This is a genomic window from Thermococcus litoralis DSM 5473, assembly GCF_000246985.2.
Lineage (GTDB): Archaea > Methanobacteriota_B > Thermococci > Thermococcales > Thermococcaceae > Thermococcus_A > Thermococcus_A litoralis.
Genome location: NC_022084.1, coordinates 1,888,111 through 1,914,965 on the forward strand (window position 1 = coordinate 1,888,111; position 26,855 = coordinate 1,914,965).

At 42.8% G+C, this 26,855-nt stretch carries 29 protein-coding genes, 1 tRNA gene and 1 pseudogene; 19 read left to right on the forward strand and 12 right to left on the reverse strand.

What is annotated here, in order from left to right; genetic code table 11:
• Window positions 1-53 precede the first annotated feature (53 nt).
• The 4 genes from OCC_RS10385 (at window position 54) to OCC_RS12645 (ending at window position 3,202) form a co-directional block, all read left to right on the forward strand.
• Window positions 54-656, forward strand: a complete 603-nt coding sequence (locus OCC_RS10385; protein WP_004069203.1) for a hypothetical protein — start codon at window positions 54-56, stop codon at window positions 654-656.
• Window positions 653-1,111 carry a hypothetical protein gene (locus OCC_RS10390; RefSeq protein WP_004069202.1) on the forward strand — a complete coding sequence of 153 codons (459 nt, stop codon included), beginning with the start codon at window positions 653-655 and terminating at the stop codon, window positions 1,109-1,111. Before OCC_RS10385 ends, OCC_RS10390 begins: the two co-directional genes overlap by 4 nt.
• Window positions 1,112-1,123: 12 nt before the next feature.
• Window positions 1,124-2,965 carry a hypothetical protein gene (locus OCC_RS10395; RefSeq protein WP_004069201.1) on the forward strand — a complete coding sequence of 614 codons (1,842 nt, stop codon included), beginning with the start codon at window positions 1,124-1,126 and terminating at the stop codon, window positions 2,963-2,965.
• A 72-nt stretch (window positions 2,966-3,037) separates the two neighbouring features.
• Complete coding sequence (locus OCC_RS12645) at window positions 3,038-3,202, forward strand: hypothetical protein (protein ID WP_171814844.1); 165 nt, start codon at window positions 3,038-3,040, stop codon at window positions 3,200-3,202.
• A gap of 115 nt (window positions 3,203-3,317) precedes the next feature.
• On the opposite strand, the pseudogene OCC_RS12335 reads toward OCC_RS12645, so the two are convergent.
• A pseudogene (locus tag OCC_RS12335) lies at window positions 3,318-3,834 on the reverse strand (class I tRNA ligase family protein); the annotation flags it as partial.
• 172 nt (window positions 3,835-4,006) lie between these two features.
• On the opposite strand from OCC_RS12335, the gene OCC_RS10400 reads away from it, so the two are divergent.
• The 5 genes from OCC_RS10400 to OCC_RS10420 all read left to right on the forward strand — a co-directional run bounded on the left by OCC_RS10400 (window position 4,007) and on the right by OCC_RS10420 (window position 9,319).
• On the forward strand, window positions 4,007-4,696 hold the full coding sequence (locus OCC_RS10400; RefSeq protein ID WP_004068243.1) for a DUF257 family protein: 690 nt from the start codon (window positions 4,007-4,009) through the stop codon (window positions 4,694-4,696).
• Window positions 4,697-4,837: 141 nt separating this feature from the next.
• Complete coding sequence (eno, locus tag OCC_RS10405) at window positions 4,838-6,130, forward strand: phosphopyruvate hydratase (protein ID WP_004068242.1); 1,293 nt, start codon at window positions 4,838-4,840, stop codon at window positions 6,128-6,130.
• Window positions 6,131-6,442: 312 nt separating this feature from the next.
• Window positions 6,443-7,867: a radical SAM/SPASM domain-containing protein gene (locus OCC_RS10410; protein ID WP_143592389.1), complete on the forward strand. Its 1,425-nt coding sequence runs from the start codon at window positions 6,443-6,445 to the stop codon at window positions 7,865-7,867.
• Entirely contained in the window at window positions 7,864-8,604 is a 741-nt protein-coding gene (locus OCC_RS10415) for an ABC transporter ATP-binding protein (RefSeq protein ID WP_004068240.1), read from the forward strand. Before OCC_RS10410 ends, OCC_RS10415 begins: the two co-directional genes overlap by 4 nt.
• Window positions 8,564-9,319: an ABC transporter permease gene (locus tag OCC_RS10420; protein ID WP_004068239.1), complete on the forward strand. Its 756-nt coding sequence runs from the start codon at window positions 8,564-8,566 to the stop codon at window positions 9,317-9,319. Before OCC_RS10415 ends, OCC_RS10420 begins: the two co-directional genes overlap by 41 nt.
• Window positions 9,320-9,360: 41 nt before the next feature.
• On the opposite strand, the gene OCC_RS10425 is transcribed toward OCC_RS10420, so the two are convergent.
• Together OCC_RS10425 and OCC_RS10430 are read right to left on the reverse strand one after the other, a co-directional pair.
• Window positions 9,361-10,041, reverse strand: coding sequence for a fibrillarin-like rRNA/tRNA 2'-O-methyltransferase (locus OCC_RS10425; protein ID WP_004068238.1), 681 nt, complete (start codon window positions 10,039-10,041; stop codon window positions 9,361-9,363).
• 5 nt (window positions 10,042-10,046) lie between these two features.
• On the reverse strand, window positions 10,047-11,291 hold the full coding sequence (locus OCC_RS10430; RefSeq protein ID WP_004068237.1) for a hypothetical protein: 1,245 nt from the start codon (window positions 11,289-11,291) through the stop codon (window positions 10,047-10,049).
• 188 nt (window positions 11,292-11,479) lie between these two features.
• Here OCC_RS10430 and OCC_RS10435 point away from each other — a divergent pair, with 188 nt between their 5' ends.
• Genes OCC_RS10435 through OCC_RS10445 form a run of 3 tightly spaced genes read left to right on the forward strand, consistent with a single transcriptional unit; the run spans window position 11,480 to window position 14,110 of the window.
• Window positions 11,480-12,532, forward strand: coding sequence for a hydroxymethylglutaryl-CoA synthase (locus OCC_RS10435; protein WP_004068236.1), 1,053 nt, complete (start codon window positions 11,480-11,482; stop codon window positions 12,530-12,532).
• A 10-nt stretch (window positions 12,533-12,542) separates the two neighbouring features.
• Entirely contained in the window at window positions 12,543-13,700 is a 1,158-nt protein-coding gene (locus tag OCC_RS10440; RefSeq protein WP_004068235.1) for a thiolase domain-containing protein, read from the forward strand.
• Between the two features lie 2 nt (window positions 13,701-13,702).
• Window positions 13,703-14,110 (forward strand): Zn-ribbon domain-containing OB-fold protein, encoded by a 408-nt coding sequence (locus OCC_RS10445; protein ID WP_004068234.1) that lies wholly within the window; start codon window positions 13,703-13,705, stop codon window positions 14,108-14,110.
• Here the strand turns inward: OCC_RS10445 and OCC_RS10450 are convergent, their stop codons facing one another.
• Complete coding sequence (locus OCC_RS10450; protein ID WP_004068233.1) at window positions 14,111-14,599, reverse strand: GNAT family N-acetyltransferase; 489 nt, start codon at window positions 14,597-14,599, stop codon at window positions 14,111-14,113. It lies immediately after the preceding gene.
• Between the two features lie 80 nt (window positions 14,600-14,679).
• Between OCC_RS10450 and OCC_RS10455 the strand changes: the two genes are divergently transcribed.
• Complete coding sequence (locus OCC_RS10455; protein WP_004068232.1) at window positions 14,680-15,213, forward strand: multiprotein bridging factor aMBF1; 534 nt, start codon at window positions 14,680-14,682, stop codon at window positions 15,211-15,213.
• Here OCC_RS10455 and OCC_RS10460 read toward each other — a convergent pair whose 3' ends face one another.
• Entirely contained in the window at window positions 15,214-15,597 is a 384-nt protein-coding gene (locus OCC_RS10460; RefSeq protein WP_004068231.1) for a DUF356 domain-containing protein, read from the reverse strand.
• 97 nt (window positions 15,598-15,694) lie between these two features.
• On the opposite strand from OCC_RS10460, the gene OCC_RS10465 reads away from it, so the two are divergent.
• The 4 genes from OCC_RS10465 (at window position 15,695) to OCC_RS10480 (ending at window position 20,090) form a co-directional block, all read left to right on the forward strand.
• Window positions 15,695-15,772 (forward strand) — tRNA-Val (locus OCC_RS10465).
• Window positions 15,773-16,213: 441 nt separating this feature from the next.
• Window positions 16,214-17,152 (forward strand): ABC transporter ATP-binding protein, encoded by a 939-nt coding sequence (locus tag OCC_RS10470; RefSeq protein WP_004067940.1) that lies wholly within the window; start codon window positions 16,214-16,216, stop codon window positions 17,150-17,152.
• On the forward strand, window positions 17,145-17,933 hold the full coding sequence (locus OCC_RS10475; protein ID WP_004067941.1) for an ABC transporter permease: 789 nt from the start codon (window positions 17,145-17,147) through the stop codon (window positions 17,931-17,933). The genes OCC_RS10470 and OCC_RS10475 overlap by 8 nt, the downstream gene beginning before the upstream one ends.
• A gap of 3 nt (window positions 17,934-17,936) precedes the next feature.
• Entirely contained in the window at window positions 17,937-20,090 is a 2,154-nt protein-coding gene (locus OCC_RS10480) for a hypothetical protein (RefSeq protein WP_004067942.1), read from the forward strand.
• 1 nt (window position 20,091) lies between these two features.
• On the opposite strand, the gene OCC_RS10485 is transcribed toward OCC_RS10480, so the two are convergent.
• The 7 genes from OCC_RS10485 to OCC_RS10515 form a co-directional block, all read right to left on the reverse strand.
• Window positions 20,092-21,777, reverse strand: a complete 1,686-nt coding sequence (locus OCC_RS10485; protein ID WP_004067943.1) for an acyl-CoA mutase large subunit family protein — start codon at window positions 21,775-21,777, stop codon at window positions 20,092-20,094.
• A gap of 111 nt (window positions 21,778-21,888) precedes the next feature.
• A complete protein-coding gene (gene pgiA, locus OCC_RS10490) occupies window positions 21,889-22,461 on the reverse strand; it encodes a glucose-6-phosphate isomerase (RefSeq protein ID WP_004067944.1) in 573 nt (190 codons plus the stop codon).
• A 71-nt stretch (window positions 22,462-22,532) separates the two neighbouring features.
• Window positions 22,533-23,114 (reverse strand): site-2 protease family protein, encoded by a 582-nt coding sequence (locus OCC_RS10495; RefSeq protein ID WP_004067945.1) that lies wholly within the window; start codon window positions 23,112-23,114, stop codon window positions 22,533-22,535.
• Window positions 23,115-23,117: 3 nt separating this feature from the next.
• On the reverse strand, window positions 23,118-23,297 hold the full coding sequence (locus OCC_RS10500) for a KH domain-containing protein (protein ID WP_004067946.1): 180 nt from the start codon (window positions 23,295-23,297) through the stop codon (window positions 23,118-23,120).
• A 253-nt stretch (window positions 23,298-23,550) separates the two neighbouring features.
• On the reverse strand, window positions 23,551-23,922 hold the full coding sequence (locus OCC_RS12915) for a PIN domain-containing protein (protein ID WP_238565059.1): 372 nt from the start codon (window positions 23,920-23,922) through the stop codon (window positions 23,551-23,553).
• Complete coding sequence (locus OCC_RS10510) at window positions 23,919-24,218, reverse strand: hypothetical protein (protein WP_004067948.1); 300 nt, start codon at window positions 24,216-24,218, stop codon at window positions 23,919-23,921. The genes OCC_RS12915 and OCC_RS10510 overlap by 4 nt, the downstream gene beginning before the upstream one ends.
• A 14-nt stretch (window positions 24,219-24,232) precedes the next feature.
• Entirely contained in the window at window positions 24,233-24,562 is a 330-nt protein-coding gene (locus tag OCC_RS10515; RefSeq protein WP_004067949.1) for a cupin domain-containing protein, read from the reverse strand.
• Window positions 24,563-24,780: 218 nt separating this feature from the next.
• Between OCC_RS10515 and OCC_RS10520 the strand changes: the two genes are divergently transcribed.
• Both OCC_RS10520 and OCC_RS13050 read left to right on the forward strand, forming a co-directional pair.
• Window positions 24,781-25,968, forward strand: coding sequence for a hydantoinase/oxoprolinase N-terminal domain-containing protein (locus tag OCC_RS10520; RefSeq protein WP_020953813.1), 1,188 nt, complete (start codon window positions 24,781-24,783; stop codon window positions 25,966-25,968).
• Window positions 25,868-26,854 carry a hydantoinase/oxoprolinase family protein gene (locus OCC_RS13050; protein ID WP_274517770.1) on the forward strand — a complete coding sequence of 329 codons (987 nt, stop codon included), beginning with the start codon at window positions 25,868-25,870 and terminating at the stop codon, window positions 26,852-26,854. The genes OCC_RS10520 and OCC_RS13050 overlap by 101 nt, the downstream gene beginning before the upstream one ends.
• Window position 26,855 lies beyond the last annotated feature (1 nt).

Below are 26,855 nucleotides of genomic sequence, written 5' to 3' on the forward strand. Positions count from 1 at the left end.
AAAGAGTAGTAATTTTTATAAGTATAAATTTTAAAAATTATTACGGTGGTTAAATGAAAAGAACAGCCGGTGTGGTTTTTATTTTCCTGCTATTCGGATTAGTTGTAAACCCAGCACTAGCCACCAAGGATGCAGTTCAGGGGGCATCAGCAGGTGTAAGAACGTATGAAGTCGAGATTTATGGAGTTCCAGCAAAAGTGAGCATAGCCGAGAACTCTTTGCTGAAAACTCCCGAAGAAGTCAAAGCATTCATTGAAAGCCATCTAACTAAGGAAGAGTTCATAAGTGGTGTTGTTGTGGATATCTCGGAAGTTCCTTCAAAAAAGCAGAGACAAAATGAGGAACTCCCCGCAGATTTCTCAAGTGAACCCGTCAGTACCACTTCAGTTGGCTCGGTTCTTTCGGAAATCGTGGAAGTTTTCTCTGTAGGCTCTCTCATTCTAACTGCCCCATCCGCTCTGCTTGCAATGGCAATAATAGTAGCGGGCATCGCCGCCGCATATACTGTTTATGAATACAGCGATGAAATTCGTGAAAAGCTCGACAGCGCTTATCAGTACTTCTACAACTACATAGAAGAGCGAAAAAAGATGAAAAAACAATCCACATCTATGAAAGAGAGTTTCACGGCGGTCTTCCTAAGAGGATTTACGTGAAGGATTTTACACATGTCAAGGATTTCAAAGTCACCGTTGGGGAACTGGTTGGTGTTATTGTTGAGGTTCCTTCGGGTAAACTTGCTCTTAACGCTACTGTAAAGAATTTAAAGGAAGGTAACTGGGAGCTGGCGGCTTTGAAAGGAATCCGGTTCATTATTGAGGCAACAGGAGAGGCAGTGGCATACCTCGCAATAATAAAACCCGAAGCATATGGGCCTTCCACTGTTAACATAACACCAAGGTCAAACGCAAAGGGGCCTGATTTTGTTTATGTAAAAAGCACAAAAATCCCTTCAGATCTGACAAAATGGGAGGCAAAGGGAACCACAGTTTTTAGGGTCACCTCACTGATAAGGGACGGCTACTACCGCAATCTGGAAGGTCAGCCTGGCATAGTCTCCGTTTACCGGATGTATAAGTCAAACCTTTACGTGGCGTTCATACATGGGTAGAGGAGGATAAAAATGCATATGGACACTCTACGCATGCAGGCGGTATTAGGTAACTACGTCAAATCAAAGATTTACCTTGAGGAGCTCCTCAAAGGAGAGGGCAAGCACCCGATATCAGGAATTCAAGAAGACATTATCCATGCGGTTATAGGGTTTTTTGGTGCTGAGGAGTGGGAACTTTGTTCAGAGGCATGCTTCTACCTCAGACTCCTTGAGGAGCATTTAACAAAGACTGGGAAAAACCTCCAGGACTGCATAAAGCCATATTTAAAGCATCACCTGGAACTTGCGAAACTCCTATGCAGGATACTTCAGAGAATCAGGGAAAACGAAAAAATCTCCGAGGAGGATTTGGAGAGGTTAGGAGCGCTATCTAAAGGTAGTTATCCTGTTTCTTCTGACCTCGTAAGGGAGGCATTCACAACCCTCCGAAAACACCTAAAGGGCAGAGTGCCGGAGGAGGTTCTGAAGGAACTTAATATTCCTCCTATTTCTAAGCCCAGCGTAGTCCATAGTGTGACCCTCGACGAACAGATTGCAACCATCAGTGCCGAGTTTACAACGGCAAGAATATGGGCAAAAGCCCTCTTTTCTGGAGGGATGGATGAAGCGAGTGTGGGTTATTACATCCTTCTCTTAACAAGAAACTTTTCCCGCGCCTTTGAACTATTCTTTGCAAGAGGAGAAGAGGAGGGCATGAGAGAAACGTGGAAGTTCCTTGAAAAGCTCAAAAAACTGAGCATGGAGCGTTCTCTGAGCTTGACAGAGGATCCAGACGTTTATCACCCTCTTCAGACAGCTGAGGCACTCCACGAACTCTGGTCGTTCATGGAGAAGTCCATGCCAATTCCAAAGAATACTTTGTCCCGAGCTCTTTCCATTCTCTCCAGAGAAACGCTCCCGCTTAGGGCAAAAGTTCTTCTCCGCATCAGGAACTATCTCGAATCCCACAGCTTTGAAGTTCCAGAGGAGCTCATAGAAGTCCTGGACAAGTTCCCTAAGCCTAAGGAGGTTGATTACTGGGAGGAGTACCAGAAAACACTGAGGGAATTCGATGAAAAGGGCAGGAAGTTCCATGAGGAGGCTAAAAAGGAGTGGGAGCTTGTTGCAAGTGGAAATGCTGAAGACCCAATAGGCTCCATCCAGGATATCATCTGGAAGCTCAGCGAGGCTACTGTTTATAACTTTGCATTAAGGAAGTTCAAACACGTTAAGGAAGCCTACGAGATTTTTCTTAAAGCCTATGAATATGCGAAGGAGAACAGCCTGTTTAAGACGAAGCTCAGCGAGGACATCTGGCTTGGGAAGCTCAGACGTGTGAACCTCAAGTGGGGCAATGACATAAGGTGGTTTGAGGACTACCGTGTCATCTCCAACAGGATAATAAGGCTCACTAGGATTGCCGAGTTTATGATGTGGAAGCGCAGAATTCCCGAATTCCTTTATGCAAACCCTTACATCAATCTCGGCGGGGACTACGAGGAGAACGACTTTCCTCTATGGGCTTTAACTAGGGGACTCATGATGGTACTCAACCACAACCGCTCTAAAGGAGTTCTTCCCGAATTAAGCCTTCAGGAGGAAGTTCTAAGCTATGCATTAAGGCTCAACCTTCTGTGGCCAGAGAAAACTGAGGTATGGGAATGTAAGAACGGAACCTGCATTGTTTTTAAAGAAGGACTAAACGAAAAAGCCATCAAAGAGTTAAAAAAGAATATCTGGGATAATGACATCGTGTTTTACCATGGGAAGGACATAGTGATAGGCTATTCAAGGAAACGAAGAATCGGCTACATCTGTGCAAAAGATAAAGACAAAAAAGAAACAATGAGATTCCTCTTTTTGGAAAAGTGAAGACATTAACCCTCTATCTTCTTAATTCTTATTTTGCTTCTACCTCGAAATCTTTAAATACCTCTGTTGCTGATGCCCGAATGGGGATTGCTGGAAGCCTTGAAGATGTGGGGAGTTTCCGTTCCCCCCGAAAGCCAGCCAATGAAGATGGGAGTGGGGAAGGTTAGCCGTAGTGAGTTTACAAACTTTACAAAAATGGCTAACCAGAACGGTCCCAATTTGATAAAGGTTGGTTGACTATTATGTTGCACTCTACCTTTGCAACTCCGGCTTCTTTAGTGTTCAGCTGGTCTTTTGCATGCTGGAGCTCTTCAAAGAGCTTTTCGTGCCTTGGATATCTGAGTGAAGCTCATGAGGTTATTCCTGAGTCAAACCGAACATCTACCACATCTTTTACACGGCGCATCTTTTTACCATTGACTTTTATTACGAACGCATCCACGTAGGGTCTGTGGAGGTCTTCGGAGCTGAGTTTTTCCTCTATCACTTTGAGTTTCTCTTCATATTTCCGGGAGAAAATCTATGTGCTCGCCTTTTACTTCAATAGCAGTTGTGAGTTCCATAAGCTCTTTAAAGCTTCCAACAGCGTATATATCTTTTCCATCGCTCCATATGGGAAGCGGAACTCCCAGTATCTCTGCCTCGATATACACCTGTCTCTGTTGTTCATTACGCCGTTGTCATAGCGCGTTTTTACTCAATCTGGATACCATGTAACTTTACTTATCACTCTCGGATATTGTCTGGTCTTTGACCTTGCTAACTTTGAGGAACCACCTATTGGTGGCACGGATATCAATGGGCTCTTACAGCGCCAGCAGTGGGGGATATTTGTGCTCGACTTCACTTGCTTTCACGAAACGCCCTTTCATTTGCTCTAAACATACCTTCCATTATCATCGAGGGAGACGTCGATTGCAGTCCAGAGTGAGATATTGTCTGGGATTTAAACCTGACGTCCCACTGCTTATCCTGACAGTATCTCCCAAGAAACCGAAACGTTTTAATAGCCATAAATCGCAAAGAAGCAAAGGGATTTGTATGAATGGAGATAAGAAAAGGATAACATTGGATTCAATATTGCTTGGGATTAAGCCTGGAGAAACTGTACTAGTTGAGTATACTCCCATCTCATCGCCTGAATTCTTGTTGTACCTCATGATAAGCGGGTGCTTGAAAAGGGATATTCCAGTTATAATTGATGACATTGCTGATACTTTTCCGGAATACATAACAAGGCTTAAAATCGCGGGGCTTCCAACTGAGGATTTATTGAAAGTCTCTGTTATAAAAATTGGTGGAAATAAAGATATTGGGAAAGTTCTGGGAAAAGTTGAAATTAGGAGATACTCTTTAGACTTTGCTGCATATAGAGAAGTTTATGAGAAAGTTGTTCCAAAGAAACCTGTTTGCAATCCAGTTTTGGGTATTCACAAGCTTTTTGTGTCCCTTGATCTTCAGGATGCTAGAAGACTTGTTCGCAACATTGCGAGTTTTGTGGGAAATGAAACTCGTTTTGCAGTGTACTTTATAAATCGAGAGACCTTAGAAGAAAGATTCTTGGAAATTCTTGGTCTTCTTGAGGAGAGTGTTACTAGCGTTTTTAGGTGGGAACTTAATAAGGGAGTTTACAAGTTCAGCGTCGTTAAATCCCCCAATCTCAGTATCTTGGGTTCAGAAATTTCTTTGTCGGGCGAGGATTTCTTTTACCTGATTTCTTCTTCAAAATGAGATATCGTAGTTGTTCTTTTTTGGAAGGTTTTATCATCTTTTGCATGAAACGCGTGCTCTAAAAAGAAATTCATGAATACACCACCACTCATGTGAAAAAGCTTTAAAGAGAAACCCCAAATATCACCCGAGGTGAAAGCAATGGAAAACCCCTTTGAAATTACTGGAATTGTGGCAAGGGAAATTTTGGATTCAAGAGGAAACCCAACAATTGAGGTTGACGTCTACACCCCAGTTGCAATGGGAAGGGCAGCAGTGCCAAGCGGTGCCTCAACGGGAATTCACGAGGCTCTAGAGCTTAGAGACGGCGGAAAGAGATACCACGGAAAGGGTGTTAAGAGGGCTGTTGAGAACGTTAACAAGATAATCGCTCCCGAGCTAATTGGCATGGACGTTACGCTTCAGAGAGACATAGACATGCTCATGCTTGAGCTCGATGGCACAGAGAACAAGAGCAACCTTGGTGCAAATGCTATTCTTGGTGTCTCTTTAGCCGTTGCAAAAGCCGCAGCCAATAGCCTTGGAATGCCTCTCTACCGCTACCTTGGGGGAGCAAACGCCTACATTTTGCCCGTTCCGATGAGCAATGTTATCAACGGAGGCGCACATGCGGGTAACGATTTGGATTTTCAGGAGTTCATGATCATGCCAGTTGGTGCGAAGAGCTTTAGAGAAGCCATTCAAATGGTAAGCGAGACATATCACAGCCTAAAGAAGATTCTCATGGAGAAATACGGTAAGTTGGCCGTTAACGTTGGTGATGAAGGCGGTTTTGCACCGCCGATGAAAGAGGTAACCGAGCCTTTAGATGCCCTCGTAAAGGCAATTGAAGAGAGCGGTTATAAGGTTGGAGATGAGATAGCCTTTGCCCTTGATGTTGCATCAAGTGAATTCTACGAGGAAGAGAAGAACGTTTATGTCGTTGGGGGCAGGGAATACACGAGAGAAGAGCTTATTGATCTCTACAAGGATCTCATCTCCACCTATCCAATAGTCTCAATAGAAGACCCAGTCCAAGAAGAGGACTTTGAGGGCTTTGCAATGGTCACAAAGGAGCTGGGTAAGAAGGTTCAGCTCGTTGGGGATGACATCTTCGTTACAAACGTCAAGAGGCTTAAGAAGGGCATCGAGATGGGCGCTGGAAACGCTCTGCTCCTCAAGGTAAACCAGATTGGAACACTCAGCGAAGCTATTGATGCCGCTTACCTTGCCTTTAGAGCGGGCTATGGAGTTGTTGTGTCCCACCGCTCCGGCGAAACGGAAGATTCAACGATTGCCGACATAGCCGTTGCCCTCAATGCAGGCCAGATTAAAACCGGTGCTCCAGCAAGGAGTGATAGAAACGCCAAGTACAACCAGCTCCTTAGAATTGAGGAAGAGCTTGAGGGAGTTGCATACTACCCAGGCAAAAAGTTTAGGAACCCACTGCTTTGATTCTTTTCTTTCTTAAAATTTTGTGAGGCTTATTCCTAACTTCCTTAAGGAATATCAAATTTTTTGTTTTTAACTAAAAGTTGTAGAAAAAGAAATAAACAATAACGTTAATTTTACTTTGGTGGTTACTATGAAAGCAAGAAACCACCCTAAACAATTAAGAAAATTTAGTTGTGTGTTGAATACTAAGGGACTTCATGCGGGAGAACACCAATATATAGGAATCTCAGTCTACCATAAGGAGTTTGTAAAAGGTATAAAGAAACCCTTTACGAACTCCACCTTCTGATTTTAAATTTTTATACCAAGGAAGTGGAGGCAGGAAAAATGGTGTACGTATCTCTTCTTAGACCGTTGCGCCTTCACGAGTATAAAGGGAATTATTACTTTGTCGATCCTAGATATCATGAGGACTATTATTATGGAGACTTCGTTTTCAAGGAAGTTCTAATGAGAGTCTCAAAAGATAAATTAACAGTTGACGAAGTGTGTGAAAAAGTTTCTAACGACTTGGGGATACCCCAAGAAAAGGTTGCTGAAACATTATTAGAAATGTACAACTTGGGGATAATCACTTTTAGCAAGAGGTATGAAAGTAAGCCTGTAAAAATTTATCCGTTTAGCATGTGCACCAGGGCGCTTCTAACTTTGACATATAGGTGCAACTTCAAGTGCAAACATTGCCTCCAAGGAGATAACAGATGGAACTCTCGTAAAGAACTACCAACTGAGAAATGGGCAGATATTATTGATCAGCTCTCTGAGTATGGTGTGAGCTATCTATTTTTTACAGGAGGAGAGCCGTTCTTAAGAAAGGATGCTCTTCAACTAATTCAGTATGCAGGGGAATATGCATTCCCTCTACGTGTTTATACAAACGCCACTCTTTTAACTCCGGAGATTATTAAAAAATTGTCTGAGATTGACAATCTTGTTGTTCAGGTTTCACTACATGGTATCAGCGAACAAGACGTTGATCCGTTTGTTGGCGTTCCGGGAGCCTATAAGAAAATTATTGCCTCAATTAAGGAATTAACTAATAGTGGCATCACTGTGGCTGTAGCCAGCTCTTTGAGAGGACATTTAATAGAAAGAATGGAAGATTTTGTCGACCTTTTGTTAAATTTGGGTGTTTCTATGTGGATCCCAACATTGATAATGCCTGTTGGATGCGGATTTGCAAATTGGACTTACTTTCGACCAAATACTGAAGAAATTCGAAAGTTCATTGAGGAGTCACTGCGATTAATGTCTATTTACAATAAAAAAAATTCAGAATTTCGTATTACGGGTTCATTTAACATAGAGTTACTTCAGGACAGCAAAGAGTTCGAACAATTCTCATTTCATTGTGTCCCCTATATTGCATATATAAACATCGAACCTGATGGGACAATTACTCCATGTGACAGGATGACAGAGTGGAAATTAGGATCTTTGAGAGAAAAATCACTAGAAGAGATTTTATCTTCCTCAGAACGCATGTACAAAGACTGGGAGAATATATACAAAAAGTTGGCATCTTTGGGTATCCTGCAAAAATGTAGATCTTGCAGATATTATGCTCTTTGTGGCGGTGTTTGTCCGGGAATAGGCTTTAGGAGTTATGAATTAGAAGAGGAATACCCCGATCCAATAGTATGCAGAGTATTTAATGAGGCTTTGGATGTAATCTTGAAGTATTCAAGTTTGCCTGTGAAAAAGAAAATACTTAAATCAATCGGGGGGAAGTCATGAGAATTATTTCAGTTTCAGATTTATGGAAGAGGTTTAACAGTGAATGGGTACTCAAAGGGATAAGCTTTGAAGTTAAACGTGAAATATTTGGGTTTATTGGGCCTAACGGTGCTGGGAAAACGACCACTATCAGAATAGTTCTTGGTATCTTAAATGCAAACAGGGGCTCTGTTAAAATTTTTGGAAAAAAACCAAGCGAACTTTCAGTAGAAGAACGAAGAAGAATTGGCTATGTTCAACAGAGAATTAGCTTTGAACCTTATATATCAGTATTTGAAAATATTTGGCTTTATGGATATTTAAAAGGATTAAGCAAAGATGAAGCAAAAGAAAGAGCATTAAAGCTTATTAATGAATTTGATTTAGAACCAAACAAAAAGGCTGTTGAATTATCAATTGGACAAAGAAGGAGACTTCAAATAGCTAGAGAATTGGTATATAAGCCCGATTTATTGTTTCTTGATGAACCCACAATAGGTTTGGATGTAGAATCGAAGCATAAGCTTCTTAATATTTTGAGGCAGCTAGAGATACCTATATTTTTTACTACCCACAACCTATGGGAAGCGGAGAAACTATGTGACAGGGTTGCAATTATACATCAAGGACAAATACTAACAATTGCATCTCCGAAGTCTCTAATTAGAGAAACTCGGTCAGAAAATTTAGAAGAGGCGTATCTTAAGGTGATTAAAAATGAAACGCTTAATATATCGAAATATAAGAACAACTTATGATCTAAGACCCCATCTGTTTTTTAGTTTACTCCTCCCGACCCTCATTTATATCTTTATAGTTTCACTTGCATACAACAAGATTGTAAAGCCTATACCAATGTATGGCAGATATTTAAGCTATTCTACCTTTTTTATACCTGCTGCTATCTTGATAAACACTCTGCAGTTTTCGGTATTGTGTGGATCGATGCTCTGGACAGATAAATACAATGGAATGTTAGAGCAAATTTTAAGCTTTTCTTCTAGAAGGGAGTATTTTCTCTCAAGAGTACTTTCAATTGTTATAATTTCTTCATCAACCGCCATAGTATTGGGGCTAATTTCAATTCCAATAATAATAGAGGAGATAACCTTTTCTTATATTACTCCATTTTTGTTTCTTTATTCTGTGGTTATGACTTCAATGATATTTTCATCTTTATCTTTCTGTGTCAGTACAGTTGTGAAAACACCAGACAAGCTAACTATGTTTAATAGAATAATAACAACCCCAATAATAGCTGTTAGCGGTATATTTTATCCTCCAGACTACCTCCCCCCACTTGTTTCAGAAATTGCGAAATTTAATCCACTAACATATGCAGCAGAATTGATGCGGGCATCTTTCTTGGGAGTGCAAATAAATGTTGTTTGGCACATGTTATTGCTTACATTTTTTGCATTGATTACAATGGGGGTCGCATATACCTTGTTCCGAGGAATGGACGTGAGGTGAATCTTTGAGCTGTTATGCAGAACTAAAAATTAGAGAAAGGCTCAAGGCTTTCTCACGACTATCAGCGCGTGGTCCTTCTCGTATGGCTCTAAAGAGATTCTCTCCACGACCTCAAAGTATTCGCTGAGCTCCTTTTCAACTTCTCTGAACACCTCCTCCGGCTCCTTCGTGACATCAATGCTTCTGCTCTTAATGGCAATCATTCCATAGCCGCCGCTCTTGAGGTAGGCTTTTGCATTGTCTATGAGTATTTTGGCTTGCGTTGGCTGGGCAACATCCTCAAAGATCACATCTACTTTTGTCACCAAAGCCCTGTATTCTTCGGGCTTTGTTGCATCGCCCAAAATGGGCACTATGTTTCTTCTTTCCTCCACAAGGGGGACTAGCTCTCTGAGGACTCTTGGTGAAAACTCGATACCAAATATTTTTCCTTCCCAGCCAACGATGTCGCTTACGTGTGAAGCTGTCGTACCGCTTGCTATTCCGAGGTATAATACATTGGTTCCGGGCTTTATTGGGAAGTTCTTAAGCCCATTAAGGATCGCAGCGGCGAGTTTTGATCTATTTGGGTTCCATATCCTGTATTCCTCTCCTTCCCACTTGATAACCCTCTCACCATAAACCTTTTGACCGGGCACTAGGTTTTTAGTTGCTATCCTCTCGCTCCCATCATCCTCGATGACGACATAAACGCCGGGGAATTTGTGCTTCTTAACGTTCATTTATCTCACCTCCTTCTGCTTCCCTCTTTGCTTTTCTTTTTCTTCTTCTCTTTTCCTTTAAACTTCTTCCCTTTTTCCTTCTTTTTGAACCTCTTCTTTTTCTTCTCTTTCTTGGGCTTCTCCTTGCGCTTTGGTGGGTTGGGGTATTTCTCCTTGATCTCCTTGATTCTTGCCTCAATCTCCTTCTTGAGCTTCTCAGCTATGTATTCACCGGAGAAGTAATCCACTCTAGCAGCTATTGCCAATTTACCTGCTAAAGCCCTTGCAATTTTACCCCTCTGCCACCATGGGGACTTGTTAATAGCTGGATACTGGTAGATTACCCCGTGCTTTGGCGGCTTTGCACCGCTCCTTAAGTGTCTGAAGAGGGCTTTCTCTGCACCGAGAACTTGAATCGTTGAGGCAGGCATCATTGCGAGTTCTTTTAATCCTCCAGCGAGGCTTATCAGCCTTGCAGCTAATTTTGCCCCTACCAAGGCTTTTAAGTTTGGAGCAACGTCGTCCATTGCTTTGTCTATGTAATCTTCGATCTCACTTCTCAGCTTGTACAGATCGTCAATTTCTTTTGCTAAGTCTTGGATAACCCTAATGTCCTTCTCATCCATCCATGCTCCCATAGTTTTCTCCTTTGCTTCGAGAATCTTTGCTATCTTGTTTTCACTCAATCCAAGGGATTCTAGGTTCTCTTTTGTGATGTTCTCTCTGTGTCCAATGCTCTTAACAAAACTCACGTACTGGGGGTGTTTGGGCAAAAGTTCATCAAGCTCTGGGAAGTGAAGCGAGTACCACTCCCTTAGTCTAGAGACGAGAAGGTTTATGACCTTGTCAATGTCATCTAACGCTTCTATAGCCTGAATTATCATTTTATCCCTTGCACCGCTCTGCTCCTGTATTCTAATTCTAGTTAAAGCCACTCCCACAGTGAAGTATCTCTCGAACCATTCTTTTCCCAAAAACTCCTCCGGGTTTTCTCTGAGCCTCTCTCCGGCTAAGTTGGGGAATTCAAATTCGGATTCGAAGCCGAGTTCCCTCACGTTTCTGCTTAGCTCTGGGTGTTCAAACACAAAATTTGAGTATCCTTTTTCTTTCAATTCTTCCAAGAGGGCAGTGAGGTCTTCTGTAACCTCTCCCTTTAGGAGCCTGTCCAGTGCAGTCTCCGGTTTTTCCGTGAAGATTCTTTTTCCTATTAGGTTGCCTTCTTCATTAAAGGCGTAAATACCTTGCACATTTTCGCTTATGTATGCTTTCATGAGCATCACCTTTTTTATTCTTTGTTGAAGAAGTATAAAAGAGTTGAGCTTTTAAACCTACTCAGTGATATGCTCTTATCGCTAATTGTCGAAAAAACGTTACACATTTACCGAAAGGCTTTTATAATGTACACCCTTAACCTTCGAGAGAACACATTTAAGCTAATCTTTTGGAAAGGTGATGCCCAATGAGAAGACTGCTGAAGCCAATAAAGGATGTCGGAATTGTTGGTTATGGTGCCTATGTACCAATGTATAGAATTAAAAACGAGGAGATCGGAAGGGTTTGGGGAGTAAGCAGCTTCCCCATTCAGGAAAAGTCCGTAAACAATTTGGATGAAGATGCCATAACAATAGGGATTGAAGCGGCAAGAAATGCCCTTAAAAGAGCTCAAATCGACCCAAGAGAAATTAGGGCATTGTGGTTTGGAACCGAATCCAAGCCCTATGCTGTTAAGCCTTCTGCAACCGTTATTGCTGAGGCAATTGGGGCAACTCCGGATTTAGATGCCGCAGATTTCGAATTTGCATGTAAAGCCGGAACTGAAGCCTTGCAAGCAGCTATCGGTTTTGTTGGGAGTGGAATGGCAAAATATGCAATGGCAATTGGTGCCGACACTTCTCAAGGAAGACCTGGTGATCACTTAGAATTTACTGCATCCGCCGGAGGAGCCGCTTATATCGTTGGTGAGAAAAGCTCTGAGACGGTTGCCTATTTTGAGGGAAGCTATTCCTACGTAACCGACACTCCAGATTTCTGGAGAAGACAGCACGAGCACTATCCAAGGCACGGGAATAGGTTCACTGGAGAGCCCGCTTACTTCCACCAGATAATAAGCGCCGCAAAGGGCTTAATGGAAGAGCTGGGCTATTCGCCAAGCGATTTTGACTACGCTGTCTTCCACCAGCCAAACGTTAAGTTTCCGCTAACAGTCGCAAAGATTCTCGGAATCCCCAAAGAAAAAGTCCTTCCGGGATTGTTAAGTGGAATAATAGGAAACACATACAGCGGCGCTACGTTAGTTGGCATTTCAGCGGTTTTGGACATAGCGAAGCCGGGAGACAGGATTCTCTGGGTAAGCTTTGGAAGCGGTGCGGGTAGCGATGCATTCAGCTTAGTGGTGCAGGATGCAATTGAAGAAAAGAGAGACCTAGCGCCAAAGACCATGGATTACGTAAACAGGAAGAAATACATCGATTATGCCTTATATGCAAAGCACAGAGGTAAGTACATCTTGTGAGGTGGTTAAAATGAGGAAGCCAGTGATTATTGGTGTGGGATTGACTCCGGTTGGAGAGCACTGGAGGCTCGCCCTAAGGGATTTAGCCGTTGAAGCTTTGCTCAATGCTATGGAAGATGCAGGCGTTGATAAGGTGGATTCACTTTATGTTGGCAACATGGCTTCTGGTTCATTTGTTGAACAGGAAAACCTTGGGGCATTAATAGCTGATTGGGCAGGTCTTGGCAACATTCCAGCAGTTAAAGTTGAGGCAGCGTGTGCAAGCGGTGGAGCTGCAGTCCAAGAGGGAGTAAAAGCTGTTATGAGCGGTCTTGAAGATGTTGTTGCCGTTGTAGGTGTTGAGAAGATGACCGATGCATGGCCAAGCGACGCTACGAGATATCTTGCCTATGCGGCAGATGCAGAGTGGGAGCTTTTCCATGGTGTGAGCTTTGTAGCATTGAACGCCCTTGCCATGAGGCTCTACATGAAGGAATACGGCTACACTGAGGAAGATTTAGCCCTCTTCGCAGTTAACGCTCACACAAATGGTGCCAAAAACCCATATGCAATGTTCAAAAAGCCAATAACAGTTGAAACCGTTATGAAGAGCCCCTATGTAGCCGATCCACTGAAGCTCTTTGATGCTTCCCCAATAGCCGATGGAGCCGCTGCAGTTATAATAACCACCGAGGAGAAGGCCAAGGAGTTCGTAGATAAAGCGAAGATGGTCGAGGTTGCGGGAATGGGAAGGGCAATTGACACAATAAACCTCGCAAACAGAAAGGAGTTCTTGTTCCTCAGAGCGGCAAAGGTTGCTGCAGAAAGGGCATATAAGATGGCCGGTATTGAAGTTAAAGACATAGACTTCTTCGAGGTTCACGATGCCTTTACCGTAATGGCCGCCTTAAGCCTGGAGTCAATAGGTGCTGCTGAGAGAGGAAAAGGCGCAATGCTTGCAAAAGAAGGGCAGATAGCAATAGATGGCGACTACCCAATTCAAACACTCGGTGGACTAAAAGCTAGAGGACACCCTGTGGGAGCTACGGGAGTTTATCAAACCGTAGAAGCAGTGTGGCAGCTTAGAGGAGAAGCTCCAAACCAAGTGCCTGATGCAGAGATTGGGTTAACCCAAAACATAGGTGGAACGGGTTCAAACATAACCGTAACCATATTGAGGAGGGTTTGAAGATGGGGAGGCCAATGCAGGTTGCCCGTTATTGGAGACACTTTAAAGAGAAATACCGCCTCATTGGAGGTAAATGTAAGAGCTGCGGTCACGTTCACTTTCCAAAGAGACCTGTTTGTCCAGAATGTGGAAGTCAAGAGATAGAGGAGTTCCAGTTCAGTGGAAAGGGCAAAGTGGTAAGCTGGACTATAGTGAGAAACCCACCAAGCGGCTACGAATACTACAAGCCATACCCCATAGCCCTAGTCGAGCTCGAAGAGGGACCGGTGGTTTTAGCACAGCTCACAGATGTTGACCCAGAGGAGATAGACTTTGGCATGGAAGTAGAAATGGTCACGAGAAAGGTTAGGGAGTTCGAAGAGGACGGAATAATCCTCTACGGCTACAAGTTCAGACCTCCGATAAAATGACTACTTTTTCTCTTTTAGGTCTTTTACCATTCTTATCCATATGCCGCTCTTTCCCGCTATTTTGAAGCCGAGCTTTTTGTAGAATTCAATTGCTTTGGTGTTTTTTTCTCCGACCCACAGCTCTATTCTGTCGTTGTATTTGCTCAAATACTCCAGACATTTTTCCATAAGCTTCTTGCCAACGCTTTTTCCCTGGTAGCCCTTATCAACCACAAACTCGTGTATAGCCCCTACCACTCTATTCTCATATCTGCTGTGCCAGTCGTTGTCGCACACGATAAATCCCACTATTCTATCACCATCTTTTGCCACAAAGAAGCCATCGCTGGCTTTGCTCCAGCACCATCTAAGATACCTTTTAGCATAGCTCTCTCCCTCTCCACCATATTCTCTCATGCCTTCATAGCCCCTCATGTAGATCCCGACGAGGGTCTCGAGGATTTCTTGATCCATTTTCTTTAGCTTCTCTATTTTGATTTCATCTGTCATGTTCATCGGTGTTAGGTTATCAGATGGGTTTATAAAATCTAATCCTTAACTCAGAGTAGAGAGCACTGAAGGTGATTTTAATGGCAAAAGCCAAACCAAGGATTTGTGAAATCTGTGGGGCAGAGATTAGGGGACAGGGGCATACAATAAAAATAGAGGGTGCAGAGCTCTTGGTTTGTGGAAAATGCTATCAAAAGTACGGTAGGAAAAAACCCGGAACATGGAGCCCAATGCCCACTGGAAGAGAGCCGAGGAGAACTTACACGCCGAGACCAAAGCCAAAACCAGCCCCAAGGAGGCAAAGGCCGCTTTACACGGAGGATATTGTTGAGGATTATGCAGAGAGGGTTAGGGAGGCTATTCAAAAAAGCGGTTTGAGCTATGAAGAACTTTCCCACAAAGTGGGCCTTTCTACCAACCTCCTTAGGAGAATAGCCCATGGGGAGTACATGCCGACCATAGAGGAGGCAAAAAAGCTCGAAAGATACTTTAGGATAACCCTAATTGAAAGAGTAGAGGAGAACGTGCAGGAAAAGGTTACAATTCCAAAGGACTACGAGCCGACCCTTGGAGACGTCGCGAATATAAGAATCAAGAAGAAGAAAAAGAAGTGATTACTCCTCGCTTTCTTCTCCCTTTCTGGATTTCTTAGGAGGATAAAACCCCTTCAGCACTTCAAAAGTCCCCCACATTTTGAGGAGCTCCCTATGAACGGGTGAATCCGGAGGGATAACTATTATGTGTGCTGGGGGGTGAATTTCCCTTAATCTGCCTATTGCCTTTGAAGGAGGCAGATCTATCTGTGCTACAACATGGGCGCGGTACTTCTTCTTGGGCTTTTCTCCCACAAGTTTCTCAAATGCCCAATCGGAGAGGGCTGGAGGTATTATCCTTGGCTTTCCCCTTATCTCCATCCCGGCATACCTAACGAGGTCTGCCAGCGCTATTAGTGCTTTGTCGAAGTTGTCTGTCCTTATCAAAACCATCGTGTTTAGCATATTCTCACCGAGAAGAGGTAAGCTGGTGGGTATTTAAAGATATGGCTAAGAAAAATTTATAAGCAAAGCTTGGAGAGATATGAGTGGCTGCTAGGGCGGGCCCGTGGTCTAGCCTGGTTATGACGTCGCCCTCACACGGCGAAGGTCCGGGGTTCGAATCCCCGCGGGCCCACCATAACAGCCCTTACCTGCGTAAGCGCTGGCGGAATGTTAAGTGCTTTGCACAAATGGAGGGGGCTCTTTTGGTCAAACTTTTTCCAAAAGTTTGCTTGCCTGTACGAAGTTTGATCAAGGTTCGTGGTTCCTTCTAAGTTGCACTTAAACGAAACGTTTTCAAAAATCCCCTCCAAACCACCCCTACGAAAAGGAACCCCCAACTTTGATGAAATTTTGCCTCGCAAAGTTTCCTTAGAACGTTTTAGCTTTAGCCATGACTTATAACTAAGAAGTTATAACTCATAACTGAAAAGTGGGAACTATAAGAGGACAATCTCTAAATAAAGAAACTGTAACTGCAAAAGAATCTTCCGAAAATAGCTCTACACCCAAAAACATTTAACTCCTTTTAGACTATTATCTATTGGTTAAGATCATTATCTACAGTCTGGTGTTGAAGATGGAATATGTCATAGAAACCAAAGATCTCACAAAGTTTTTCGGAAAAAGAAATATAATTTATCATTTGAACCTTAAAGTTCCTAAAGGAGTTGTCTATGGCTTTTTGGGGCCCAATGGTGCTGGTAAAACCACCACTATTAAAATGCTCACGGCAGCGTTAAGGCCTACATATGGAGAAATTAGAATTTTTAACCTTGAGATGCCCCAAAATAGAGTTGAAATAATGAAAAATGTTGGTTATATGCCCGAAACTCCAATAGCCTATGATGATATGACGATCTTTGACTTTCTGACTTATATGGGCAGGCTCTCCGGCTTAAAAAAGGAAGAAGCGAGAGAACAAGCGAAGAAGCTCATGAAGTACGTTGGGGTTGGTAAGTTGGCATTGAACAAGATAAAGGAGCTCTCCTCGGGGCAGAAGCAGAGAGTTTCTTTTGCTTCAGCCCTAATTGGTGATCCGGAGCTTTTAATACTGGACGAGCCCACGGCAAACCTTGACCCTCTGGGAAGAATAGAGTTCATAGGGAAAATCCTCTCCCTTGCAAAGGAGGAGAAAACTATTTTCGTAAGCTCACACATAGTGAGCGAAGTTGAGAAGATGTGCAACTACGTGGGGCTAATCAACCAAGGTCGCTTAATAGCCCAGGGGAAGATAAGTGAGCTGACGGAGATAGAGGAGAACGATTACGATGTTTCCACTTCGGACAACAAGACAGCAATTGAGTTCCTAAAGGAAAAGCCATACGTTAGGGAAGTATGGGAGGAGGAGAACATAATTAGGGTTAAAGTGGATCCTAGGTTTCTTGATGAGTTTTTCCTGCAGTTCCCGAAGTATCTTACCTCTCAGGGCATTCGCTTAAAGCTCTTCAGACCCCACACAAGTCCGCTTGAGAGGATTCTTATGGAAAAGTTCAGCATAGGTGAGGAAAGTGATTAGCGTTCTATATCAAAACGAGGTTTATAGGCTTTTAAAATCGAGGAGACTTAAGGTAATGCTGGCGTTGATGCTTCTTCCCGTGATAGTCTACTTCTTCACCCACGAGGAGATAACTGAATACAGTGCAAAAGCCCTAGAGATTTCATTCCAGATAAACGTTTCTCAGTTTTTAATAAACTTCTGGGCCAGTGTGATTGGCCAGCTGGTCGTTATTATTGTCATGAGCGATTTGCTCGCAAGTGAAATTGACAGGGGCACGATAAGGCTTCTCCTCGTAAAGCCGATAAAGAAGAGTGAGATAGTCTTTGGCAAGTTCTTTTCCGGAATTACTGCCGTACTCATGATTTTTGGCATTCCATACTTTGTGATGCAGGTTTACATGGTTCTCCTCTACAAGTCTGGCTTTGAAGGGTTTAGGGCGACTTTTGACGACTTCCTATTTGCCCTTGGGGTTACAGTTCTCGTTCTTGGAAGCCTTGGAGCGGTTTCGATGCTCCTCTCGGTAGTTCTTTCAAGACCTCTCTATGCATCTCTTGCAAGCTTTGGACTGGTGTTTACTGCCCAGTTCATACTTCCACAGTTGCCCTTTTTTGACAACCCAGAGCGCTTTAACCTGAGCTATCAGATAGGGGTTTTGCTAAAGAGGGGCTTTACGCTCCACACTGGATTGGACACCTACAAAGGAGATCCAACTATGAGCGCTCTGTTTTTCATTAGTGTTATCCTGCTGAGCCTTATTTTTACTCTCGTGGGATTATACAGGAAGGAGTATGGGGGATGAGCCATGAGGAAAGTCTTACCACTTTTCATGCTTCTCCTCTTTGCCGGAAATGCTCTTGCCCTATCGGTTGAGCTGGGAATAGATGAGGTTTTGATAGTTGATAACACCACCCTAACCTTTGATGTGTCCCAAAACAATCCAAACCTGGTTTCTCTATTGCTAGAGAGTGAAAACACAAGCCTAATCAAAGGAGTGCATTTTGGCGAGAGTGTTTTCTTTGAAGGAGTGAACTACACCGTTGGGAGCTTGGATTTGAACACCTTTATCCTCAAGCTTCATTTGAGCGGTAGCTACTCCAGTGTTGAGGTTCTGAAAAAGAGGGACTTCAGTGTGTCCCTCGTGGAAGCATTTGATGCCTATGTAAAGGTGAAGGTTAAGAATACGGGTTATTACGAAATCAACGACACCCTGGTGGTTCTTGCTCAAGGGATGGAGATAGCGGAGCAGCCTATTGTCCTCAAACCCGGAGAAAGCCTAACTTTGAAGGTTTCCCCCTCATATAATCAGCTAACCTTAATGCTGAAGGAGGCTAAGTTCTCAAAAACAATGGCGATAGTCTCTCTTGAGGAACTCGTAACGATTGAGCGCATCTGGAAGGATGAAAATCTTCATGTTCTTCTGAGAAGCCATGGGGATCCCGTTAACGTCACCGTTAAGCTTCTGGTTAGTGGAATGACCTTCGACAAGAAGGGGGTTTACCTTAACTCAAAGGAAGAGAGGGAAGTGGTCTTTGACACGGATGCAACTCAAGGCACAATCTTGATTGACTATGGCGTAGTAAAGCAGGAGAGCTTCTACTTCGAAATGCCGAGGATATCTCTTGTGAGAGCAGAGAAAGGGAAAGACAGGCTGAAGATATGGCTGAGGAACGATGGAAAAGTTGCGTTCTCGGGAAGGGTATCTATCTACCAGAACTCCGTTATCGTAGGGGAGCCTTACTTTGCGGATGTTACAATAAAACCTAACGAAGAGGTTTATCTTGAGTTTAAAGTACCGGAAGATGCTCAAATTTTGACCGTTGGGGTCTCTTCAAGCTCCTACTCCGCAACTTTCCCCATTTCATTAAGGGCAGGGCTGAGCGCAAAAGCGGTCAATTCTTACGCCAAGGGCATACTTGGAGGAAGCGTGAGCTATGTTATAACTGTTGTTGGCAACGGAAAGGTGCACTTTGGCATTAGAGGTCTGCCGGATTCTATAAAGGGCTACTTCTACTATGGTGACACTCAAGTTAAGGAGCTCGACGTGGTCCAAAATGCCCAGGTAACGCTAGTTTTAAAGCTTCCAAGCCTACCGCAGGGTTTCATGCTCAATAAGCCCATCAACTTCAGCGTGATAGTTAACGACATCGAGATTCCCTTAAAGCTGGAGGTCAGTGGAATGGGGATACTCCCGGTTTACGGCGACAACTGGCTTGCCAAGGTCAATTATACAAGTGAACACCACCATGTAGGGTTGCCTTATAGGGTAATGGGGAACGAGATAACACCTCCTTTTGCCTTTGAGCCATGGGACGGAGAGAAGATTGCCATCCTCTATGGGAGGTACATACGGCAAGGAAAAGACCTTAGAGTTCATCTCCTAGACCTTTCGGGAAAGATCATAGCATCCTCGACGCAAGAGAGGGGGAGAAGCGACTACATAGTGTTCAATGAGAGCGAGTTTATGATAATGGTTGAAGGAGAAGGCTACTTCGAGGGAGTTCTGCTGGTGTCGGATTATCTCAACGAGCTGAGGAACGTTACTTTCGAGCTTAGGAGAAGGGAATTCGGCGAAGGGCTGAGAACTTTCATAATAAATGCCACTCCTCTCAGAGGTCAGAAACTGAAGTTCTCCCTTTCCTCAGATAAGGATGTGGAGCTGAGGGTGTATTACTTTACCCTAAACAACGAAAAAGAAAACTTCGATCCCTTATCAACGAACTTCAAGGGGGCCTTTAAGGAGAAGGGCAAGGTTATTGACGGAGAAGTCGGCGTAAGGAGCTATGAGGACTTCATAGCTCTAGCAGTGATTGGGGAAGGTAATGTCACGCTAAACTTTGAAAAAGCAGGCAGAGGGGCTGAAGTTAGTGAATTGAAGTCAAGGGAGGTATATCTTATAATTGGAGCACTTGTGATACTCCTTGCTGTTGTGGTATATTTAGAAAAGAAAATGGGGTAGATCAGAAGATGAGTGGAGCCCTGTATTCGCCCCAAACCTCCCTTAGAACATCAGTGACTTCGCCGAGGGTTGCCAAGTGCTTGTGCGCCTCAATGATGTAGGGCATTAGGTTTTCATCTTCGGTCTCTGCAGCCTTCCTGAGTTTGTCTAGGGCCTCTTCAACCTTTTTGTTGTCTCTTGTGCTTCTCAGCTTCTTTAGCCTCTCTATTTGCTTGTCCCTAATGCTTGGATCTACCTTGAGGATTTCGACCTCTATTGGCTCGTCAACGACAAACTCGTTTACTCCAACTATGATGCGCTTCTTTTCCTCGATCTCTTTCTGGTATTTGTAGGCTGAGTCTGCAATCTCCTTCTGGATGTAGCCCCTCTCAATGGCCTTCATCATGCCGCCCATAGCTTCGATCTTTTCGATGTACTTCATGGCCTCTTCCTCTATGTGGTCTGTAAGCCATTCGATGTAGTAGCTTCCTCCGAGAGGATCTATTGTATCAACGACGCCACTTTCGTAAGCTATGATCTGCTGTGTCCTCAAGGCTATTCTAACGCTCTTCTCGGTTGGAAGGCTTAAAGCCTCGTCGTATGAGTTGGTGTGCAGGGATTGGGTTCCTCCAAGAACTGCTGCAAGGGCTTGGATAGCAACTCTTACTATGTTGTTCTCAGGCTGCTGGGCAGTCAAAGTTGAACCAGCCGTTTGCGTGTGGAACCTTAGGAGCATTGATCTTGGGTTTTTGGCGTTGAACTTCTCTTTCATAATCTTTGCCCAAAGCCTTCTTGCGGCTCTGAATTTGGCTATCTCCTCAAGGAAGTTGTTGTGGGCATTAAAGAAGAAGCTCAACCTTGGAGCGAACTTGTCAACATCCATGCCCCTTGCTATCACCGCTTTGACGTACTCAATACCATCCGCTAGTGTGAAAGCAACCTCTTGAACCGCATTTGCCCCGGCTTCTCTGATGTGGTAACCGCTTATGCTTATCGAGTTCCATTTTGGAACGTTTTCAGCACAGTACATTATAATATCGGTTGTTAGTCTCATGGAGGGCTGGGGTGGGAAGATGTAGGTACCTCTCGCTATGTACTCCTTAAGAATATCGTTTTGGACTGTACCCCTGAGCTGTTCCTGGGGAACACCCTGCTTTTGACCAACTAAAATATACATGGCCAAAAGATTGGCAGCTGTGGCGTTAATTGTCATTGATGTGGAGACCTTATCGAGAGGAATTCCATCGAAAAGAATCTCCATATCCCAAAGAGAATCAATAGCAACGCCTACTTTTCCCACTTCTCCCTCAGCCATGGGGTGATCGGAATCGTAGCCAAGTTGGGTTGGTAAATCAAAGGCAACGCTCAAACCGGTCTGCCCTTGCTCGAGAAGGTATTTGTAACGTTTGTTTGACTCTTCAGCGGTTGCGTAACCGGCATATTGCCTCATCGTCCAGAGTCTCCCTCTATACATTGTAGCATAAACTCCTCTAGTGAACGGATATTGACCGGGGAAGTTTAGCTTCTCCAAATAGTCCCAGTTCTCGAGGTCTGCAGGTGTGTAGACCCTCTTAATTTCAAAGCCGTCGTCTGTCATGAACTTCTCCTTTCTTTCAGGTCTTTTTTGAATGAACGGCTTTACGGTCTTTTCTTCCCATTCCTGCTCGGCCTTCTTAATCTCCTCAATTTTCTTCTTATCGAAAGTCATCAACACCACCGTAAAGGGATATGTTTTAAGCCTATAAAAATCTTTTACATATTCAAAGGTCTCACTTTCTATTGGACATTTTATCCAGCTTTCAAAAAAGAGAAAAAGGGATTACATCCTCCACTTGGGGTTGTCCTTGACAACAACCTTTCCGTTCTCTTCAACCACTATCTTAGAAAAGCCTTTTTCGGCGATTGTTCCATAGTCATGGCCCGCATCTGCCGGGTACAGTGCGAGGAAGATAAACGGCTTATCCCCGGTGTTTATAGTTCTGTGAGCCCAGTATGGAGGAACGTAAACTATAGTGCCTGGCTCCATCTCGATGAACCTTGCCTCTCCTTCGGGTGTTTGAAGCAGCATACCACCCTTGCCTTTAAGGGCAAAATAGACCTCTGCCCTGTCTATTTTTGAGTGATAGTGGCCTTTGGTCATGAAGAACTCATTCCCCACTTTGCCGGGGTAAAGAACAGTAGTTGCAAAGTTGAGGTCCCCCTCTTTTTCTTCCTGCTCTATTGCATAGACCTCGTAAACCACTGGATCTCCCTCTTCCACCATTTTCTTCCAGGCTTCCTCATCAATGAAGTAGCCCTTCATGTCGCTGAGCCTTCTAACGCTTTTCTTTGCGTTCTCAATGATCCCGGTTTCAAAATCGAGCTTAACACCGAAGGGTTCCTTATACTTCATTTTTTCACCCCCGTTAGACGATTGGACTTGTTGTATTTTAATCTTTCCCTCCTGTATCACCAAGAGTGAAACTAAAGGAGGGACTGGAGAAGGAATGCTACTCCTATAGCCACTCCCCAGTAGCCGGGATTCCACCTTAAAACCTTATAGCCATCCAAAGGAGGAATCGGTAGAAGGTTAAAGAATGCCAGCCAGAGATTTATGAAGGCCGTATAGTATAGGGAAGCCCACAAAATACCGGAAAATTTTCCAAATAGCAGTAAAACGAGTGCAAATACTCCCACCAATATGTTCGTTACAGGCCCGGCAAGGCTTATCTTTCCATAAATCTCTCTATCCTCCCAGCCCGCATAGAGAGAGTAAACTTGAACGGCCCCAACTGCTGCGAAAATGAACCTAAGGCCTAGAAGCTTGTTTAGTATCCCCAAGAGCAAAGCCAGCATGATCCCTGTGTCCCATCTTCTATAAACTGCGTAGTATCCATACTTCCTTGCAACCTGTCGATGGGCGATTTCGTGGAATACAAACGCCGTAAATATTCCAAGGGCAACATAGGGGATTAATCTAAGCTCAAATCGGGAAAAAACAAGGGTAAGAACAATGAAAGATATGGCTAAGTCTTCGAGCTCCTGTTTCCTAAACCCAAGTGCCATTGCTCATCTACCTCTAATCTCGATTTTCTTGCCAAGTACAAGCTCTGCTGCCTTTACAGCGCTTCCTCCACTCCCCACGGCTATCCTGACCTGATCCTTGGGAACATAAACGATCACTTTGTCTCCCTCGTATTCAATGTCGAGAATATCAACTTTAAGCATGCGCTTCAGTTCTTCCCTCATTATCCAACCCCAAGAAAAATTTGGACGAGGGGAATATAAAGTTTAAGGGAGTCAGGGGATATTGAATCATTAAGTTTTAGTTTATATAGTTAGTCTGCAACATACTTCACACTTATTTTAGGACTTTTAGGATCTCCAAAAGGATTTTTAAAAAGCTCTATGATTATATCTGCAGTATTTTGTAATGCATCACTTAGTTCATTTAGTCGTGGGGTAATGACAATAACATCTTTCCCTACCTTTTTAGCTTCAATTACAAGAGGTAAAAAATGAGCATCTCTAATTGCCAATGCCAAGATATCTTTTTCATAGCTTCTACAGCAACAGCTACATCTACTCTTCCATTAATAATGACTGGTTCTAAACCTGACTCAAGGATAGTTTCTATTAGTTTGGGATTTATGTTGTGACTAAGAACAACTTTTCCTATTTTTCCAAAGCTTAGTAGACGTGATGAGATGTCTTTTATCTTGACATTGAATCTTTTCAAAAGAACATTAGGGCCATTTACGATCAATCCAATTCGTGGAACTTTTTCCCTCATAGTTGATTTCCTCCTATTTACTGTTTCATCTCTTATTCTTAGTGGTGGTAGTATGATTCTAGAGGTGATATCTAAGATCATGGTTTTTTATTTTGTAAAAATTCTTTATACCGTCGATATGCATAAATATGTCTCCTCCTAGTTTTTCTGTCATACTGCCAATAAAATGTCCTAACGTCTTCTTCAGTAATTTCTAGTAAGTTTCCAATATTTTTTGAGATATTAATGAGTGGCTTGATGATTCTATACCTCAAGGCATAGCTATAGTATTGACTCAAATATTGTTCAAATTCTTTAAGATATGGGATATACTGTTCAGCATTTTCTTTTTTGGCCCATAAATATTTTCTAGTACTTGCTGCAACTTTGTTTTCCATGTTATTCCCCCTAATTAAACTCTATCTGGGACCAGGAACCATAAAATCTTTGCAGAGACATCCAAAGCATTTTCAGTATAGTGAGGAGTACCAGGTCTGTTATACATAAAATCACCTGCTTTAAGATATGTTGTCTTTTTAGGTGTTCCAAATATAACTTCTCCGTCTATTATGTACGCAAATTCATGAAAGTTTTCGTGTACACTGAATCCTGTTTCTGGTAACCGAGTGTTTGGGGTTAGTAATAATATTCCAATCTGAATATGATCATTCTTGAAAATTTCGAGTGCTTCATTTTTGGCAGCATCCCATATCTCGTTTAAATGATGTACTTCATAACTCATTGATATCACCCGCCATATGTATCCATTAATGCTCTTTAAAAGGCTTTTGTGCATAATTTTGTCATATATCGATGTACAAATTTTGACACAATATTAAGCAATATTCTTTAATGAAACGTTAAATAATGCAAAAATTTAACTAAAAAAGTTTAAATATTTACTATCTACTGTTATAGTTTGAATGCCATAATGATGTACTCTTCAAGAGGTGAAATGCCATGTATAGATTGGGAGTTGACATTGGAGGGGCGTTTACAGATCTAGTCGCTTATGACGACGAAACTGGAGATTTTGTATGGGTAAAAGGCGAAACAACACCAAAAAATCCGGCAGAAGGGGTTCTTAATACAGTTGAAAAGAGCAAACTAGATATGTCAAAAGTAAGCATGGTATTACATGGTCAGACCCTTGTGATAAACTCAATTATAACTCGTAGTGGAGCTAAGGTTGGTCTTTTCACTACAAAAGGACATAGAGATGTTTTAATTCTCCAAAGAGCAAATAGAAGAGATATTTACAACTTCAGATACAAAAAACCTGAACCGTTCGTTCCTAGACGTCTTACTGTAGAAGTCAGAGAAAGAATTGGTGGAGATGGGGGTGTTATAGAACCTCTTCACCCAGAAGATGTGAGACAAGGTCTCGAAAAGCTTCTGAAAGAAGGGGTCGAATCCATATGTATCAGCTTCTTAAACTCCTACGCAAATCCAACTCATGAAATAGAGGCTAAAAAAATAATTCAAGAAGAGTTGGAGAAAAAAGGATTTGACATACCAATAACAACTTCTCACGAGATAACAAGAGAGTGGTATGAATACGAGAGAACTAACACTGCAGTTTTAAACGCATTCGTAAAACCTAAAATGAGAGCATATCTGAACATCCTTGAGAGGGCAATAAGGGACATGGGCTTCAAAGGAGCTTTCTATTCAATGCTATCAAACGGTGGAATGGCTTCTTTTGATTTCGTAAAAGAATATCCAATCTACGCTGTTGAGTCAGGACCAATTGCAGGAGTTATAGGAGGGATAGCAATAGCAGAACTTGTTGGGGAAAAGAACGTAATAGTGCTTGATGGAGGTAGTACAACAACCAAAGCTAGCCTTGTAGAGAATTTAACTCCAAAAGTGCACAGTGAATATCATGTGGGAAGAGACAGATTTAACCCAGGTTATCCAGTAAAAGTTCCTGTTATTGAGATTGAAGAAGTAGGTAATGGTGGAACCAGTATTGCATGGATAGATGCAGTTGGAAATCTGAGAGTCGGGCCAAAGGCCATGGGAGCTGATCCAGGACCAGCTTGTTATGGAAAAGGTGGGGGATCAACCGACTGTAACCGATGCATATGTTATAAATGGTTTGATCAATCCGAACTACCTCCTTGGGGGAGAGATGAGAATATATAGGGATCTAGCAATCGAGGTAGTAAAAGAAAAGATAGCTGATCACTTTAATGTTTCTGTAGAAGAAGCAGCAGAGGGAATAATCAAAATAGCTAACGAAAATGCTGCAAATGCAATAAGAATTATCTCTGTACAGAAGGGTTATGATCCTAGAGACTTCACTTTAATTGCTCATGGTGGTTCAGGGCCTATGTTCGCTCCATTTATTGCTCAAGACTTAGAAATTAACAAAATAGTGATCCCCGCGATACCACCAGGAGTTTTCTCTGCTTGGGGAATGCTCTTGACAGATATAAGGCATGATGTTCTTGTTACCCACGTAGTTGAAGTTAATTCCGAAAACTTAGAAGACATAAAAGACCTATTTTCAAATGCCGACGAAAGACTACTTAATGTTTTTGAAAAAGAGGAAGGTATTCCAAGAGAAGAAGTAATAAGTTTCCATTACGCTGATATGAGATATAAGGGACAGGAGCATACCGTAAAAGTCCCAGTACACACTACAGATTTGTCAGAAGAAGGTCTGAACTCGTTAATTGAAAGATTCCATCAGTATCATGAGAGGGCTTATGATTTTAGACTTCCGCAAAGCCCAGTTCAAATAGTTAACTTCCACAGTGTGGGGGTTGTGAAAGTTAAGAGACCCAAGATTTACGAAAACTTAGTTGAAGGGCACCCAGAAGATGCTATCAAAGAAGATAGAAAAGTTTTCATCAATGGAGATTATTCAGTACTTCCAGTTTTTGACAGACAAAAAATCCCAACAGGTGTAACGATAGGAGGACCGGCAATTTTGGAGGATCCAACTTCAACTGTCCTTGTTTTGGACTTCCAGGAGTTTGTGAAAGACAAATATGGCAACATTATAATTACAAGTAGAAGGGGGTGAA